General features: G+C 41.8%; 17 protein-coding genes and 1 tRNA gene. 3 read left to right on the plus strand and 15 right to left on the minus strand.

Annotation, left to right across the window (positions count from 1 at the left end; all coding sequences use genetic code 11):
• Window positions 1-8: 8 nt before the first annotated feature.
• The 7 genes from DV740_RS06255 to DV740_RS14945 form a co-directional block, all read right to left on the minus strand.
• Complete coding sequence (locus DV740_RS06255) at window positions 9-644, minus strand: hypothetical protein (RefSeq protein ID WP_118087671.1); 636 nt, start codon at window positions 642-644, stop codon at window positions 9-11.
• Window positions 641-1084, minus strand: a complete 444-nt coding sequence (locus tag DV740_RS06260) for a hypothetical protein (RefSeq protein ID WP_118087672.1) — start codon at window positions 1082-1084, stop codon at window positions 641-643. The genes DV740_RS06255 and DV740_RS06260 overlap by 4 nt, the downstream gene beginning before the upstream one ends.
• A 5-nt stretch (window positions 1085-1089) precedes the next feature.
• Complete coding sequence (locus DV740_RS14770; protein ID WP_156454680.1) at window positions 1090-1233, minus strand: hypothetical protein; 144 nt, start codon at window positions 1231-1233, stop codon at window positions 1090-1092.
• 116 nt (window positions 1234-1349) lie between these two features.
• The gene (locus DV740_RS06265; protein WP_117698834.1) at window positions 1350-1724 is read right to left on the minus strand and encodes a hypothetical protein; all 375 of its coding nucleotides are present in this window, start codon (window positions 1722-1724) and stop codon (window positions 1350-1352) included.
• An 8-nt stretch (window positions 1725-1732) separates the two neighbouring features.
• Window positions 1733-2995 carry a hypothetical protein gene (locus tag DV740_RS06270; RefSeq protein WP_118087673.1) on the minus strand — a complete coding sequence of 421 codons (1263 nt, stop codon included), beginning with the start codon at window positions 2993-2995 and terminating at the stop codon, window positions 1733-1735.
• Window positions 2982-4064, minus strand: coding sequence for an ATPase, T2SS/T4P/T4SS family (locus tag DV740_RS06275; RefSeq protein WP_330408398.1), 1083 nt, complete (start codon window positions 4062-4064; stop codon window positions 2982-2984). The genes DV740_RS06270 and DV740_RS06275 overlap by 14 nt, the downstream gene beginning before the upstream one ends.
• Window positions 4065-4075: 11 nt before the next feature.
• Window positions 4076-4243, minus strand: a complete 168-nt coding sequence (locus DV740_RS14945) for a hypothetical protein (RefSeq protein ID WP_022244373.1) — start codon at window positions 4241-4243, stop codon at window positions 4076-4078.
• Window positions 4244-4476: 233 nt separating this feature from the next.
• On the opposite strand from DV740_RS14945, the gene DV740_RS06280 reads away from it, so the two are divergent.
• Window positions 4477-5349 (plus strand): DegV family protein, encoded by an 873-nt coding sequence (locus DV740_RS06280; RefSeq protein WP_022244372.1) that lies wholly within the window; start codon window positions 4477-4479, stop codon window positions 5347-5349.
• Between the two features lie 282 nt (window positions 5350-5631).
• Here the strand turns inward: DV740_RS06280 and aspS are convergent, their stop codons facing one another.
• From aspS to DV740_RS06305, 5 genes are all read right to left on the minus strand, one after another.
• Window positions 5632-7455, minus strand: a complete 1824-nt coding sequence (aspS, locus tag DV740_RS06285; RefSeq protein WP_118087674.1) for an aspartate--tRNA ligase — start codon at window positions 7453-7455, stop codon at window positions 5632-5634.
• 64 nt (window positions 7456-7519) lie between these two features.
• Window positions 7520-8776: a histidine--tRNA ligase gene (hisS, locus tag DV740_RS06290; protein WP_118087675.1), complete on the minus strand. Its 1257-nt coding sequence runs from the start codon at window positions 8774-8776 to the stop codon at window positions 7520-7522.
• Window positions 8777-8884: 108 nt separating this feature from the next.
• Window positions 8885-10378: a coproporphyrinogen dehydrogenase HemZ gene (hemZ, locus tag DV740_RS06295; RefSeq protein WP_118087676.1), complete on the minus strand. Its 1494-nt coding sequence runs from the start codon at window positions 10376-10378 to the stop codon at window positions 8885-8887.
• Window positions 10379-10387: 9 nt separating this feature from the next.
• A complete protein-coding gene (locus tag DV740_RS06300; RefSeq protein WP_118087965.1) occupies window positions 10388-11020 on the minus strand; it encodes an MBL fold metallo-hydrolase in 633 nt (210 codons plus the stop codon).
• A gap of 69 nt (window positions 11021-11089) precedes the next feature.
• The gene (locus DV740_RS06305) at window positions 11090-13405 is read right to left on the minus strand and encodes a RelA/SpoT family protein (RefSeq protein WP_117699158.1); all 2316 of its coding nucleotides are present in this window, start codon (window positions 13403-13405) and stop codon (window positions 11090-11092) included.
• A 172-nt stretch (window positions 13406-13577) separates the two neighbouring features.
• On the opposite strand from DV740_RS06305, the gene DV740_RS06310 reads away from it, so the two are divergent.
• Window positions 13578-13952 (plus strand): DUF3783 domain-containing protein, encoded by a 375-nt coding sequence (locus DV740_RS06310; protein WP_158561531.1) that lies wholly within the window; start codon window positions 13578-13580, stop codon window positions 13950-13952.
• A 126-nt stretch (window positions 13953-14078) separates the two neighbouring features.
• Here the strand turns inward: DV740_RS06310 and DV740_RS06315 are convergent, their stop codons facing one another.
• From DV740_RS06315 to DV740_RS06325, 3 genes are read right to left on the minus strand one after another with little or no spacing between them, the layout of a single operon-like run.
• Window positions 14079-14408: a hypothetical protein gene (locus DV740_RS06315; RefSeq protein ID WP_242994230.1), complete on the minus strand. Its 330-nt coding sequence runs from the start codon at window positions 14406-14408 to the stop codon at window positions 14079-14081.
• Entirely contained in the window at window positions 14392-14985 is a 594-nt protein-coding gene (locus tag DV740_RS06320) for a M48 family metallopeptidase (RefSeq protein WP_118087678.1), read from the minus strand. The genes DV740_RS06315 and DV740_RS06320 overlap by 17 nt, the downstream gene beginning before the upstream one ends.
• A 56-nt stretch (window positions 14986-15041) precedes the next feature.
• Window positions 15042-15491, minus strand: a complete 450-nt coding sequence (locus DV740_RS06325; protein WP_022244363.1) for a hypothetical protein — start codon at window positions 15489-15491, stop codon at window positions 15042-15044.
• A 111-nt stretch (window positions 15492-15602) separates the two neighbouring features.
• On the opposite strand from DV740_RS06325, the gene DV740_RS06330 reads away from it, so the two are divergent.
• Window positions 15603-15675 (plus strand) — tRNA-Gly (locus tag DV740_RS06330).
• The last annotated feature ends 148 nt before the right edge of the window (window positions 15676-15823 follow it).

The raw sequence follows: 15823 nt of genomic DNA on the forward strand, positions 1-15823 counted from the left end.
TTACCCCCCTATTCAAATACTGCATAATATGTCTGATTTTCTTCTACACACTGTGTAAAATCCGCGAGATAATCCTTGCTGTCCCGCCACTCTAAAAACTTCTTTTTCAAATCATCACAAACCGGTTCTGCCGGAGAGGTACAGTAATCCCCCTTTTGTATTTCCAGCTTCTTATAATAAGATTTTCCCTGTTCCATTTCTTCCCTGGAGCGATAAAAGATTACCGTCTGCATTGCCACTTCTTTTTCCCCTTTCTCCGTTTCTTCTCCATTCCCATCGTCATCTGTAAGAATTGTACGGCAGCACTTTATACTGCCCATTTTCCCACCCGGATACGAAAAATACTCTTCCACTTCCACAGAAAGTAATCCTTTTTCTGCATCTGCTGCAATCATCCGAACAGTTAATTCTGAATCGGAATTCATCTGCGGAACCAGATTTCGAATCAGTAATGTCCTCATATCTTCGGAAGTATAATCTCTGTCTGCATCCGCCTGTACCATCTGCAATGTTGTTTCCATTGCTTCGGTAAGACTCTGTTCTAATTCTTCTTTTCGCACATTCTTATGCTGCATGGTCAGCAGCATCACTACAAAAAGTATGACAATGCCACCGGACAATACCCCAAATACCATATGTTTCATATACCGCCTCCATTTACCGGAATCCGGAAACGGGAAACCGTCCGCTTTTCATATGCATCTTCTGCCCGCACCTCTATTTCATAGATTCCTGCCTTTTCATAAATATCTTCTACTGTTTTTCCTGCCTGATTTCTGATATCAGTTATCTCAATCTTAAGTTCCTTTCCATCTGCATCCACTGCGTGAAACAGTTCTGATAACGCTATCTTATCTGCAATCGTTAAGATGCGATGATCTTCATAAATAATCACCGGAACCTGACGGCTACGAATATCTTTTAACATTTTTCCGTCCATATTATTTCCAACATCTGCACCGGCTGCCGGACGTTCCATCCCACTTCCAATTATGCGAAATCCCCATAAGCATAATATCAGTAACATTGCCGCCACTAATACAGTAATTACTGTCTGTCCATATTCTTTCCATAATGTTTTCATTTGTTTTACCCCAATGCCCCCTGTGCCCTGCTTATCATTTCATAAAGATAACCTCCCTGTGAAAACAGTCCAAATAAAATTCCTGTCATAACAATGACTGCCAGAACCGCTATCACAAGTCCACCATATTCTTCCATAAAAAAATGCATTTTTATCCCCTTACCGGACATAACCAAGCAAATACCACAACACTCCGATACAACCACTTCCAAGTACTGCATAGATGATTGCCTGTCCATAATCCTCCATAATTTTTCTCATAAATCTACCTTCCAAATCCCCGGATACTATGCTCCGTTTTACTGTGAAATGGTCCCATCCGGTATGCGTAATGCAATATCACTTCCGCCATGGTTACCTCCTTTTCCACGGGCGGCACGTTTCCATTTTCACATACAGTTATAGCTCCGGAATCCTCATATAAATTAACCTGCAGCTGATAGCCCAATTCATCAGCCTGCTTTATACAGGCATTTATTACTTCCCGGTTATAATTGCTGTTTTCCAGTTCCACTACCACATCCGATTTAAAATTTCTTGCCTGACAAATCTGCGCTTCTGCTGCAACAATACCTATTCCAACTGTTGACAGCAGCATCATCAGAAATATTCCAAGATATGTTTTTATTACCTGTTCCATCTAATCCCCTATCTATGTACGCTTGCTAAAAATACCACCAGAAATGCCGTCATATCAATCATCATTTTTCCTGCTCCAGTCAATGCCGGGGCTAAAAACAATGCATATAATCCAGCCAGTGAATCCTGATTTTGTTCTCTTTCTGCCTTATCTAAAAGTTCCTGATTCCGTTTTAAAATCTGACTTAACTGCTTTTCACTGTTTCCATATCCGCCGTTGGATAATGCATACAACATCCGCATAGCAGAATGCACATCCGGTAAATCATAATCTTTTAAAAAATTAAGATATGGTTCCAGACTCTCCGGATTCTGTGAAAGTTCTTCCAGCATATCATCCACTGCCGGTCTTAGAACCTCCGGTGTCTGCGGCCGGATACGATAAAATGCCACCTGCACATTTTCAGTCTGAAGCAATAAAGAAATGTCCATTAACCACTGCGGAAATTCCGTTTCCATTTTCTTTCTCAGATACTTCCGGTAGAAATTACTGCGCACTCCTTTATGGGACTGCACATAACGATATTTCTTTTCATCCCCTTCTCCATAAGATTCCCTTTCCTTCAACCAGTTGCGACAGGTACGCTTCATTGCCCGGAAGCAAATCAGCATATCCAGGGACAGAAAAAGAATTGATGCAATCTGGCAAACCAAAAGTTGCGATAATTCAATATCTTTTGGCAGCAAATGATTCGTTATTGCACATACCAGAATGGATAAACCCACCGCTAAGAATACATTTCTTCGATATTTCTTACAGTCCTGCTGATGCAGTCTGACCCGTTCCATCCACTTCTGCAAATCCTCCAAAAGCAATTCCACCGTTGTCTCGTATGCTCCGCCATACTGTTCTACCATCAGAAAATACGCATGAATCTCTTTCATTATGCGATTTTCATACTGCTGCTCAATCGCATCTAACTCTTCTTTCATATTGCTGTCATATTCTTTTCGTAAATGAAAGATTGCAGTTTCTATCTGTTTTCGCATGGCTCCCGGTTCAAACAATGCACAAACTGTCTCCAGTGCAGATAAGATTTTCGGATTCTGCAAAAATGCATACAGCATCTGCTCCATATACAATTCTGCTTCCTGCAGACGGGTCTGTTGCTTCTTTTCTTCCTTCAACACTTTATCCATACGCCACATAACAAGAACAAATACAATACTGCAGCAGATATATCCCTGCCACTTAAGCTGTAATAAAAATGCTGCCAGCAGCAATAATCCATAACAGCCTCCATAGGCAACGAAACACTCATTCTTTTTCATATTCTTCTCCTTCCAGACGATGTTGTATCATCGGATTATCAAATGGCTCGGAAATTCCATGCCGCTTCATACGCGCAATCAGCCCTTTTGGAAGTTCTCTCACCATAAGATTGCCATCCACCACCTGCATATGTATTTCATTTCTTCCTTCTTCTCTTACAAAGAAGCAGACCTGATCTATATAACGGTACAATTTTCCTTCTGCACTCATTTTCTTCCGCAGCAGAATTCCAACATCAACATAGCTGTATACATCATTTTCCATGCGGTCTGCATCCATACGGCTCTCCATCATATTCAAAATACGGTCCGGAATTTTACGCACATCATCCGTATGAAGCGTGGTAAATCCACGGATTCCGGTAGACCAGCATTCCAGTAAAGACTTTACTTCCGTAGAACGTGCCTCCGATAACATAATCCAGGATGGGTTCTGTCTGAGACATGTCTTAATGGCTTTGGTATAATCAAAATCCGGATTAATTCGCAGTTCCACACAATCTTTTCCGGGATTAATCTGACTGTAATGCCATTCTGGATTATCCTCTATCGTAATGACACGCTCTCCTGCCGGAATAAACTGCGAAAAAAATTTTGCACATTCTGTCTTTCCCGCCCCCGGTTCTCCGCAAAAGACAAAATTCATTTTTGCAGCCACACAATTGGTCAGCAATTCCAGTACCGGAACAGCTACATACTCATCCTCCACCATCCTTTTTACCTGCATACGCAACATTGGCATTGACTTACGGATACAGATACTCCTGCCGGATATGGCAACAGATTCATGCACAATACTGATACGCAGCGTGTTGGTCTCCGCCTCCAACAAATTATTTTTCTTGTTAAAAGGCTTGCTCACTTCATTGGCAATCCGATGGGAAAACTGCTCTACAAACTTCTCTGTAATGCCATGACTTCGAATCAGATAGCGTTCATTTTCTACATCTGTAATCCACAACTGGTTTCCGTTATAGTCAATATCTGTAATCTTATCATTCCGAACATAACGCCAAAGGGGGCCAAAATAATCCGGCTCCATCCGGATACCCAGTTCCTGTCTGTCCAAGTCATCCCCTCCTATGGTGTTCCGATGTTATTTCCAAAGTTATCAATTAAGTTCTTAAATGCATCATAAACGGGGCCACTGGTTCCATTTCCCATAATTGCTGTCACAAGTGCTGCTAATGCTGCAATCGCAACTACTGTTATAATTACCCCACCATACTGTTCAAAAATTTCTTTCAAATAAGAAAACCCCTTTCCATACTGAATTTCGTTTCACTGTTTGGAATATTTGGGAGGAAACTCCCGGATAAAAAAAGATAAATAAGATGGCTCTAATCATACCTGCTTTTTCTTTTTTTGTAAATATATTTTTTCATTTTTATAAAAATTTTACATTTTCATTTTTCATTATGCTATAATAAAAAAGGTATGATTTTATGCCACAATTTTATATAAGAACTACAGGAGGACACATGAATAAATTTATTATTACCACCGACACTACCGCAGATTTGCCGGCAGATTATGTAGCAGAACATAATCTTGGCATGCTGTCACTCACTTATACTATAGACGGCAAAACCTATGACTGGGAACATCCAATGGATGTCAAAGAATTCTATGCAAAGATGCGTGCCGGCTCTCTGCCTACCACCTCTCAGGTCAACCCGGAAACTGCCCGCGAAATCTTTACAAAAATTGCCACGGAAAATGACTGTGATATTCTTCACATTGCCTTTTCCAGCGGACTCAGCGGCAGCTACTCCAGTACGAAAATTGCTGCAAGTGAAATGGAAGAAGATAATTTCCCACATAAAGTCGTTGTCGTAGACTCTCTCTGTGCTTCCATGGGCGAGGGACTTCTGGTTCACAAAGCTGTCCAGATGAAAGAAAATGGTGCCACTTTAGAAGAAACCGTAAAATGGCTGGAGGAAAATAAACTACATCTGGTACATAACTTTACGGTAGATGATTTGTTCCACCTTCACAGAGGCGGACGTGTTTCTAAAACCGCTGCGGTTCTTGGTACCATGATTAACTTAAAGCCGGTGCTTCATGTAGATGATGAAGGTCATCTTATTATGGTTTCCAAGGTTCGTGGACGTAAAAAATCCCTGATTACCCTGGTTGACAATATGGAAAAGCAGATGGGCTCCTACCGTGACCAGAATGATATCGTATTTATCAGCCATGGTGATGCTTTAGAAGATGCACAGTTTGTTGCAAATCTTGTAAAAGAACGTTTTGGCATCGACAGCTTCTTAATCAATTATGTCGGTTCAACCATCGGTGCACATTCCGGTCCTGGAACGATTGCATTGTTCTATATGGGTGAATATCGATAAAACACCGGCAGATACAAACCGGTCAAAGTCAGCTTCTTACGGATGTCTGGCAAAATATCTGACAACTACGAGAAACACGCTTTGCGAGTTTCTCGAGTTATCGCGGTGCTCGCCAAAATCTGCTGAGAAAAGAAATTCGCTCAGGCAAGCCTGGCTCTTTCTTTTCTCTCAGATTTTTTCTCGCTACTCGCGTAAATCAAAAAAGAGTTATTGTACCACGGTTTAAAATTCTGTGATAAATAACTCTTTTATTTATGTGAGAAACATGCTTTATCTGTTTCCTTATTTTTCTGCAGCTTCTTCTGCCTCTTTTTCTTCTACTTCTTTCTCATCCACTTTGATACACAGTTCCTCTAACTGCTTCTCATCTACGATATCCGGGGCATTGGACATAAGGTCGGATGCATCCTTTACTTTCGGGAATGCGATGACATCACGGATGGAATCTGCATGTACCATATGCATAACCAGACGGTCAAGACCATAAGCCAGTCCTGCGTGTGGTGGTACACCATAGGAGAATGCATCCAGAAGGAATCCAAACTGCTCATGTGCTCTCTCTTTTGTAAAGCCAAGAACCTCAAACATTTTCTCCTGAATATCACTCTGGTGGATACGGACAGAACCACCGCCTAACTCGGTACCATTTAATACGATGTCATATGCTTTGGCACGTACTGCACCCGGATCTGTATCAATCTTATCCCAGTCCTCTTCCATTGGCATGGTAAACGGATGATGCATTGCCATATAACGATTCTCTTCGTCTGACCACTCCAACAATGGGAACTCTGTAATCCAGAGGAAATTATACTGGTTCGGGTCTAAGAGGTCTAATTCTTTGGCAATTTCAAGACGAAGTGCACCTAATACATTCCATACAATTTTATTCTTGTCTGCTGCAAATAAAAGCAGGTCTCCCGGCTTTCCGTCCATTGCTGCTACCAGATTCTTCAATTCCTCTTCTGTCATGAATTTTGCAAAGGATGATTTATAGCTGCCATCTTCCTGTACAGAAAGATAAGCAAGTCCTTTTGCTCCATAGCCTTTTGCAAACTCTACCAGCTTGTCAATCTTCTTTCTTGGCATTGTGCCCTGTCCCTCTGCATTGATACCACGGACAGAACCACCCTGCTCTAACGCACTGGTAAATACACCAAAACCGCAATCTTTTACAATATCAGATACATCCTTTAATTCCATTCCAAAACGGGTATCCGGCTTATCAGAACCAAAACGATCCATTGCTTCCTGCCAAGGCATTCTCTTAAGTGGAAGTTCTACATCTACACCGATGGCTTCTTTGAAAATGTATTTTAACAGACGCTCATTGACATCTAATACATCATCAATATCTACAAATGAAAGTTCCATATCTGCCTGGGTAAATTCCGGCTGACGGTCTGCACGTAAATCCTCATCACGGAAACATTTTGCAATCTGGAAATAACGGTCATATCCGGACGCCATCAGAAGCTGTTTAAAAAGCTGCGGTGACTGTGGCAGCGCATAAAAACTGCCTGGGTGCACACGGCTTGGTACCAGATAATCTCTTGCACCTTCTGGTGTTGATTTACAAAGAACCGGTGTCTCGATTTCTAAGAAACCCTCCTTTGCCATAAAATCACGCATCAGATATGCCACTTTGCTACGCAGCATCAGGTTACGCTGGATATCCGGTCTACGTAAATCAAGATAACGATATTTTAAACGAATCTCATCTTTCGTCTGGCTGTTCTCTTCAATCTGAAATGGCGGTGTCTGTGATTCTGAAAGAATACGGATACTCTCAGCAATTACCTCAATATCACCGGTCTTTAAATTCTCATTAACTGCTGCAGAACGCTTCTGCACGGTTCCTTCGACTGCAATAACAAACTCGCTACGCAGTGTTCCCGCTTTGGCAAAGCCTTCGCTTCCTACCTTTGGCTCGTCGAATACAAGCTGCAGAATTCCGGAACGGTCTCTTAAATCTATGAATATAAGACTTCCTAAATTTCTTCTTTTCTGTACCCAGCCCATGACGGTAACTTTTTCTCCAATATTGGCATTGGATACTTCTGTACATCTATGGGTTCTGTGTAATCCCTGCATGGATTCTGACATTTTCTTATCCTCCTAAAAATCTTATCAAAATCATTCCATTTTCTGCTTCTTGCAGAAAAACAGACTATCTGTTAAAAAACTCCACAAATTCTTCATAACCCTCTGCCGTAAGCTTCTCCTTCTGGAACTTCTTGTTCTTATTCATACGAACCACTAATACCTGGGTTCCTTCGGAACGTTCCTTCTGAGCCTGTGCAATTACCTCCTGCAGCTTATCAGCCGGATATCCCTTTTCGATGAGATATGCCTTCTTCGCTGCCTGTCCCGGAATCTTAAATCCGCTCTCTAAGAGCAGAAGAATGATTCTTTCAAAACCGATGGAAAATCCACAAGCAGGTACATCGTTGCCGGTAAATCTTCCAACCATCTTATCATAACGACCACCTCCGCCACAGCTTCCGCCGAACTCCGGCATAGCTATTTCAAAAATAGTTCCTGTATAATAACCCATGCCACGCACTAAAGTCGGGTCAAATACCATTTTAAAGTCTGCTGCTTTGGTTGCTTCTATGCTGTCGATAATCTCTGTCAGGTTCTGCTTTACTTCTTCCTCTAAGAATCCTGCTTCAATTAATGTATCACATAAGGTAACCAGTCCGTTTTCGGTACCTTCTGCTTTTTCAAATAAGGATAAGTACTTATCGACCGCTTCTTCTGCAAAGCCTTCCTTTTTCAGTTCTTCTGCGACTCCGTCCAACCCAATCTTGTCCATCTTGTCTAAGATGATAAATACAAGGTCGTAGCTTTCTTCCGGAAATCCGCTGTAAGCTGCCATTGCTTTTAAAATACGGCGTTCATTGATTCGGATTTCAAAATTCTTAAATCCAATCCTGCCGAGGGTTGTAGTTGTTGCAAGAATCAGCTCAATCTCTGCCAGATTGGACGGCTCTCCTAAAATGTCAATATCGCACTGCATGAACTGACGATAACGCCCTCTCTGAGGACGGTCAGCACGCCACACATTTCCCATCTGTAATGCCTTAAACGGGGATGGGAGCTGGTTACTGTTATTGGAATAGAATCTTACCAGCGGAACGGTAAGGTCGTAACGCATACCAAAATCCACTACATCTTCTTCTTTTTCTGCTGTCTCTAAGTTCAGCTTTTCACCACGTTTTAATACTTTGAAAATGAGTTTTTCATTTTCTCCACCCTGTTTGCTGGTGAGGTTTGCAATATTCTCCATACAAGGAGTTTCAATTGGTGTAAATCCAAAACTCCGGTAGGTCTCTTTGATTACATTCTGCACATAATCACGAATCTGCATCTCCTCCGGTAAAATATCCTTCATGCCTGTAACCGGCTTCTTACTCAATGCCATGAAATTTCCTCCATTTTCCGAGATAAGCATTTTATCTATTTTTCTTATTATATATTTGTATTCATACAGAACTATTATATTTTTCGTGTTCTGATATGTCAACCGCTTTTATTCCTTCGTAAAGAGCCTGCTCTTGCGCTCTATCATCTCATCAATTCTTGTGATATACTGTGCCACATCCTTGACATTCTCGGCACGTTCAATCCGGTGTGTGCCATCGGGATTTGGCTGTACCCAGACACGCTTCGTGGATGCACCAGCACCACAGGCTACAATACTCTGTTTCTCTTCCATAATAAGAACATTGTATACACCGGCTTTTCCCGGTGCTGCATAGCCTACGTTTTCAAAATTGCCTGCCATATTCTTCTGGCGGTATAAATAATATGGGAAAAGGCCCATTTCTTCTGCCACTTTCGAAGTCAGTGCGATATGGTCTGCGGTATTGACAATTTCAAAATCCTGATAACGCTCTCTTTGTATATTCAGCCTTGCTGCACGCTTGATGGCAAGTGAGTGAACCGTCAGATTATCCGGTGCTAACTTCCGGATTACTTCCATGGTATCTGCCACATCTGAAAGACTCTCTCCCGGAAGTCCTACGATTAAATCCATATTGATATTATCAAATCCAAGTTCTCTTGCCAGATTAAAGCTGTCTATTGTCTGCTGCACGGTATGATGCCGTCCAATCAGATCCAGTGTCTCCTGTTTCATGGTCTGTGGATTAATGGAAATTCTGCTGATATCATGATTGCGAAGCACCATAAGCTTCTCTTTTGTAATACTGTCCGGTCTTCCGGCTTCCACTGTAAATTCCACTAAATCAGATAAATCAAAACTACATTTAATTTTTCGAATCAATCTGTCTAACTGTTTCGGATTTAATGTGGTCGGTGTTCCACCACCGATATAAATGCTGTTTAATTTCTTATGTGCAAATTTGACCGCTGTATAATCCAGTTCCTTTTCCAGTGCACTTAAGTAGTCATCCATGCGGTTTTTCCAGGCTGACATGGAATAAGAAGTAAAGGAACAGTAAAGGCAGGTCGTCGGGCAGAATGGAATACCGATATAAAGGCTGTATCCCTCTTCATAATCTAGCTTCTTTAAAAGTGCCAGCTCACGCTCTGCAATTTCAATACTGAGTTTTATCTTTTCATCAGAGGCAAAATATGTTTCCTTCATATAGCGGGCAATTTCTTCCTCGCTCTTACCCTCTTCTAAAAGTGCCATCGGAATCTTGGTCGGGCGGATACCGGTAAGATTTCCCCACGGAAGTTCCACTCCGGTATATTCTGACAGCAGCTGATACAACGTCCGTTTCAGGCTGTTCTTGGTCTCCTTGCGGTTTGTATAATCTACTGCTACACATTTTGTAATTCCGGTCTGATTTTCATTTTCTTCTGAAGGCTCTACCTTTTTCCAGGAAAAAATGATTTCTTCCGGTGCAAACTGTACATCCATGTGATAATGTACCGGCTCTTCTTTTTTCTCCTTATCCTTCGTGGAAACATATACCTCTTCCTTCGGATAAAATGCCTTTACCAGCGAATGGATATCATATTCAAATTCTGCTTTATCTAATAATACTGTTATCATGGTTCGTCCTTATAAATACGGATTATGCATCCGCTCATAGCCTATTAAAGTGCTTTCGTCATGTCCGGTATACACGGTCACATCATCCGGCAGCGGCATCAGTTTTTCTCTGATTGCCCGGATTAAATCCGATGCACTTCCTCTTGGGAAATCGGTTCTTCCCACAGATTCCTGAAACAGCGTATCTCCGCTGAAAAGGATCTTCTCATCTGCAATATAATAGCAGCATCCGCCAATGGTATGCCCCGGTGTAAAAAATACACGGATGGAAAATCCTGCAAGATTTAATACTTCTTCGTCTTTTACGAAAACATCTGCACGATAGACCTTATGCTCTCCTATCATCCCGCAAAGGTTAAGTCCCGGGTCTTCCAAGGTCTCCCTCTCTGCCTCATGGGCATAAATGGAAATCTGGTATTTATCTGCAAGCTCTTCTGCTGCTCCTGCATGGTCAAAATGTCCATGGGTCAGAAGGATTGCCACCGGTTTTGCTCCGGTTTTCTCAATCTGCTTTTCAATCAACTGTGCCTGGTCTCCCGGGTCTACCACAAGAAGTTCTCCTGTCTTATGATTTACCAGAAGATAGCAGTTGGTGCAGACTGGTCCCACAATATATCGTAATACTTCTGTCTGTTCTGTCATAATTTCCTCTTCTATAATAACTGTCTTTGAATGCTTCATAAATCAGCAATTTATTCTGCTAATATTTTATCAGCCGGTAGTACGTTCAATATCAATCACGCTCTCTACCTGACGGATTTTTTCTATTAAACTGCTCAATTCCTCTTTTCCTTTGGTATTAAAGGAAATAGAAATGGTCGCAACACCCTGTTTGCTGGTCTTGGAATTAATGGAACTGATATCAATTTCCCGTTCGGTGAAAATTCTGGTAATATCTACTAAAAGTCCGGTACGGTTATTACCAAATATTTTAATCTCAGCAAGATAAAGTCCATTGTCACCATGCTCTGCACCCTGCTGCCACTCTGCATCAATCAGACGCACTTTTTCCAGCTCGGAAAGGTTCATGATATTAATGCAATCGGTACGATGAATAGATACACCACGGCCTCTTGTGACAAATCCTACAATTTCATCTCCCGGCACCGGGCTGCAGCATTTGGAAAAATGCACTGCCACATCATAAAGTCCTTTTACAATGATACCACTCTTGGATTTCTGTGGAACTGCCTTATCCTTATTCTCGGAAGACACATTGTTCAATACATCCTCATCGGTAAGCTGGATTGGGTGGTCTTTCCGGTACTCCTCCAGCATCTTATTCACGACCTGACCTTCTTTCAGTCCGCCGTGTCCTAAGGTTGCCAATGCGGAATCCCAGTCATGGAATCCATATTTCCGCATAACCTTACTCTGATATTCCGGTTTGTTAATATCCGTAAGATTAATGGATTTTGCCTTACAATACTGGGCAATCAGTTCCTTGCCCTTTACGATATTTTCTTCTTTTAACTCACTCCGGAACCACTGGTTAATCTTATTTTTTGCCTGTGTACTCTTAACAATATTTAACCAGTCACGGCTCGGTCCCTTGGAATTCTGGGACGTGATAATCTCAATACGGTCACCGTTCTGAATCTCGTAATCAATTGGAACTAATTTACCATTTACCTTGGCTCCAATCATCTTATTTCCAACTGCCGAGTGGATACTGTACGCAAAGTCTACCGGTGTGGAACCCGTTGGCAGATTCTTTACATCTCCGGACGGAGTAAAGCAGAATACGGTATCGGAAAAGAGGTTCAAATCACTCTTTAACAGGCTCATGAACTCTTTATTATCTGACATGTCTTTCTGCCATTCCAAAATCTGGCGCAGCCAGCTTAACTTCTCTTCCTCTGATTTGGTGGTAGCCACTGTGCCGCCGTTATTGGCAGCTTCCTTATATTTCCAGTGGGCAGCGATACCATATTCTGCGGTACGGTGCATCTCAAAGGTACGAATCTGAATCTCAAACGGCTGTCCGGTCGGTCCAATCAGTGTGGTGTGGAGGGACTGATACATATTCGGCTTTGGCATAGCGATATAATCTTTAAAACGTCCCGGGATTGGTTTATACATCTCATGGATGACACCCAGTGCTGCATAGCAGTCCTTGACATTATCCACGATAATTCTTATGGCAAATAAATCATAAATCTGGTCTAAGGTCTTATGCTGATTGACCATTTTCTTATAAATGGAAAAGAAATGCTTTGCTCTTCCGTCAATCTGTGCCTTGATTCCTGCATTTTCAATATGTTTACTCACTTCTTTTACAAGGCTCTGCACATAATCATCACGGACACTCTTACGAAGTGCAACCTTTTCTACCAGATCATAATATGCTTCCGGCTCCAGATACTTTAAGGAAAGGTCATCTAATTCGATTTTAATTTTAGAAATACCAAGACGCTGTGCAATCGGCGCATAGATGTCCATGGTCTCTCTTGCTTTTTCCTTCTGCTTCTCCGGCGTCATATATTTTAACGTACGCATATTGTGCAGCCGGTCTGCCAGCTTGATTAAGATAACACGGATATCCTTTGCCATGGCAAGGAACATTTTTCTTAAGTTTTCTGCCTGAACCTCGACTTTATCCGCATCATAAGATAACTGACCCAGCTTCGTAACGCCATCCACCAAAAGGGCAATCTCTTCTGAGAACTCGGAAGCAATTTCCTCTACTGTCATGACGGTATCCTCTACGACATCATGAAGCAGTCCGGCTACGATAGTCTCTTTATCCAGCTCCAGTTCCGCTAAAATAATTGCCACACACAACGGATGAATGATATATGCTTCACCGGATTTTCGTACCTGTCCCTTATGTGCCGTATCCGCTGTCTTATATGCCTTTTCAATCAAAGAAATATCCGTCGACGGGTGATATTTCTTCACGCTGGCAATCAGCTCCTGATACAGGCTCTCCGGACTGACGAATTCCTGCATAGTCTTTATGTTGTCATCCTTAGACACCACTTCATTTTCTAATTCTTCTAATTCTTCTGTTGTAATATCTGCCATAATTCACACCAACTTTTTTGCGTTTTATCCCACTTTTAACTATGATTTTTCATTATAATAAAAAATATATAAAAATGCAATCTTTTATACTTGCCATTTTCCCCCGGAAACCTTATACTTTATGGCTGAATGGCAGATTTTTTCTACCTCTTTAAGAAAGGAGTTTTCCCTTATGCATCCAGTTTTATTATTTTACAATTTAGAAAACAGCAAAGGCAGAACATTAAAAATGCTCTGCCTCCGGTTAAAAATAAAAATCCGTATTATCACCAAAGAACAATATAACCAGACTTTAGGTGCCCTCGCAGGGATTGATGGCTTCCCTTTGAAAGAAGATGTCTATACCGGCGATGGTTTCACCGACGAAATGCTGGTATTCAAAGGCTTTGATAATGCTCTTTTAGACCGTTTCCTGATGGAATTTAAAAAGCTTCATCTTACCAGAATCGGTCTGAAAGCCGTTCTCACGGAGCACAATATCAACTGGGATTCCATTGCACTTCATGAAGAACTCTTAGCGGAAGATAAGAAAATGCATGAAAATTAATCTTCTCCTGCAATTTCTATGGTGTATGCTGCCTGAAAGCATGCACCCTGTGCTAACGCATGTCCCCATTCCCTTTCTTCCAAACTTCCGTTAAAATCCTCTTTATCGCATCTTCCAAACCAAGGTTCAATGGCTGCATATGGTGCATTCTTCTTCTCTGCTGACCAGAGTCCAAATAACGGAGCTTCCGGGAAATACACATTTTTCCTTGCCGGTATTCTTAATGTTCCATATGATTTCCAGTCTGTTGCCACTCATATGATAGATTAATTCCATCTCATAAGTCTTTCCCTGATAATGATAGACTCCGTCTTTTAAGCTTCCAACAATCGGAAACAGGTTTGGTGCACTCCGTTTGTAATACTCCGGATTGCTGCACCACATATACTCAATGTTACTTTTCTTTCCAAGCACAGATTTCAGTTCTGCCCCAAGGGACTCAACTTCCACCTTCATGCTCGCGTTTTCCATGGAATAACGCATATTCTCTCAACCTCTTTTCTCGTATTCTATGATCTGACATCACAGTATCCAGCACCTGATAAAATCGTCTGCTGTGATTTGCTTCTACCAGGTGTGCCAGTTCATGAGCAGCAACATATTCTGCGCATTCTAACGGAAGGTCTGCCAGTACTTTATTCAAAGTAATGGATGCCTTTGCCTTGCAGCAGCTCCCATAGCGGCTGGTCATGCTGCGGAATCTGACCGTTGGCATAGAAATATGATAAGCCCGAAACAGTTCATACTCCTGCAGCAGTATATCTCTTAAATACTGCTCTTTCTGCCGGTTCCACTCCAGTGCATCCACATCTATCCTCTGCTGATTTGCAAGCTTCTTTTGCATCATGCGGATCCACTCCGCCTTGCTCTGCACAAATGCATCCACTTTCTTTTTGCTCATGCGATAGGGCATCGTTACTGCTACTACGCCATTGGCTTTTACCCGGATGATAATATTCTTTACTTTTTTTGGTGTCAGTTCATATTGTATTGTATTCTCCATTCCATTATTATAGCTTTTTGGTCCCGGCACTGACAAGCCTTTTTCTTGTTTTCCTTTTGCTATTTCTGTCGTATCATTTTATACTGTTACTCCGCCTCTGTCTCCGGGGCAGCCGCTGCTTTTTCCAGGGCATCATCAATGGCGTGAATCAGCACCATGGACGTATACTGGTTATCATCGGAATAGCTGAGATTATCCGTTGACTGATTTTCATATATCTGTTCTTTCAAATTATCCAGCGCCGGCTGCATCAACGGATACATTGCGGTTACAGTTTCATCGAGATTTACCAGCGAAATGGAATTGATTTTATTCTCATCCACCACAACCTCCACATCCACGGTTTTATCATTAAATATGATGGAAGACGTATATACCCCTGCCACATATTTCATGGTCTCCCGGCTCTCCTCATCTTTATCCGGAGAAAACATATAGACCAACAATAATACCAGTAATATTCCAAGTACCGCAAAAATTCCTGTGTAAATCAGTTCCTTCATATGAAGCACTACAATCTTTGTCTTTGCACTCAAGGGAGTCCTCCTGCTTTCTTGCTTATTGTATTTTATGTGAAAACTTTTCTAATATTACACTTGACAAACCCTTTTTCTTATAGTATAGTAAATTTTGTGTTCAACACAAATGCGATAGTGGCGTAGTTGGTAACGCGCGACCTTGCCAAGGTCGAGACCGCGGGTTCGAGCCCCGTCTATCGCTCTACTTTTAAGAAAGGACATCCGATTGGATGTCCTTTCTTTTTACTTTACAGGAAATTGCTTTCCTGTAAAGTAAAAAACGCTTCCGCATCCTGGAGGTCCCCACTGAATCAAAAATCCAGATTAATCCTAACACAGGATCCAGGTGC

Origin of the sequence: Roseburia sp. AF02-12, assembly GCF_003461765.1 — a bacterium.
Lineage (GTDB): Bacteria > Bacillota > Clostridia > Lachnospirales > Lachnospiraceae > Roseburia_C > Roseburia_C amylophila.

Bases quoted from the DNA above. Each gene is read 5' to 3' on its own strand.
- DV740_RS06255 (WP_118087671.1), bottom strand. From the start codon at position 644: ATGAAACATATGGTATTTGGGGTATTGTCCGGTGGCATTGTCATACTT.
- DV740_RS06260 (WP_118087672.1), bottom strand. From the start codon at position 1,084: ATGAAAACATTATGGAAAGAATATGGACAGACAGTAATTACTGTATTA.
- DV740_RS14770 (WP_156454680.1), bottom strand. From the start codon at position 1,233: ATGCATTTTTTTATGGAAGAATATGGTGGACTTGTGATAGCGGTTCTG.
- DV740_RS06265 (WP_117698834.1), bottom strand. From the start codon at position 1,724: ATGGAACAGGTAATAAAAACATATCTTGGAATATTTCTGATGATGCTG.
- DV740_RS06270 (WP_118087673.1), bottom strand. From the start codon at position 2,995: ATGAAAAAGAATGAGTGTTTCGTTGCCTATGGAGGCTGTTATGGATTA.
- DV740_RS06280 (WP_022244372.1), top strand. From the start codon at position 4,477: ATGAATAAATTTATTATTACCACCGACACTACCGCAGATTTGCCGGCA.
- aspS (WP_118087674.1), bottom strand. From the start codon at position 7,455: ATGTCAGAATCCATGCAGGGATTACACAGAACCCATAGATGTACAGAA.
- hisS (WP_118087675.1), bottom strand. From the start codon at position 8,776: ATGGCATTGAGTAAGAAGCCGGTTACAGGCATGAAGGATATTTTACCG.
- hemZ (WP_118087676.1), bottom strand. From the start codon at position 10,378: ATGATAACAGTATTATTAGATAAAGCAGAATTTGAATATGATATCCAT.
- DV740_RS06300 (WP_118087965.1), bottom strand. From the start codon at position 11,020: ATGACAGAACAGACAGAAGTATTACGATATATTGTGGGACCAGTCTGC.
- DV740_RS06305 (WP_117699158.1), bottom strand. From the start codon at position 13,405: ATGGCAGATATTACAACAGAAGAATTAGAAGAATTAGAAAATGAAGTG.
- DV740_RS06310 (WP_158561531.1), top strand. From the start codon at position 13,578: ATGCATCCAGTTTTATTATTTTACAATTTAGAAAACAGCAAAGGCAGA.
- DV740_RS06315 (WP_242994230.1), bottom strand. From the start codon at position 14,408: ATGAAGGTGGAAGTTGAGTCCCTTGGGGCAGAACTGAAATCTGTGCTT.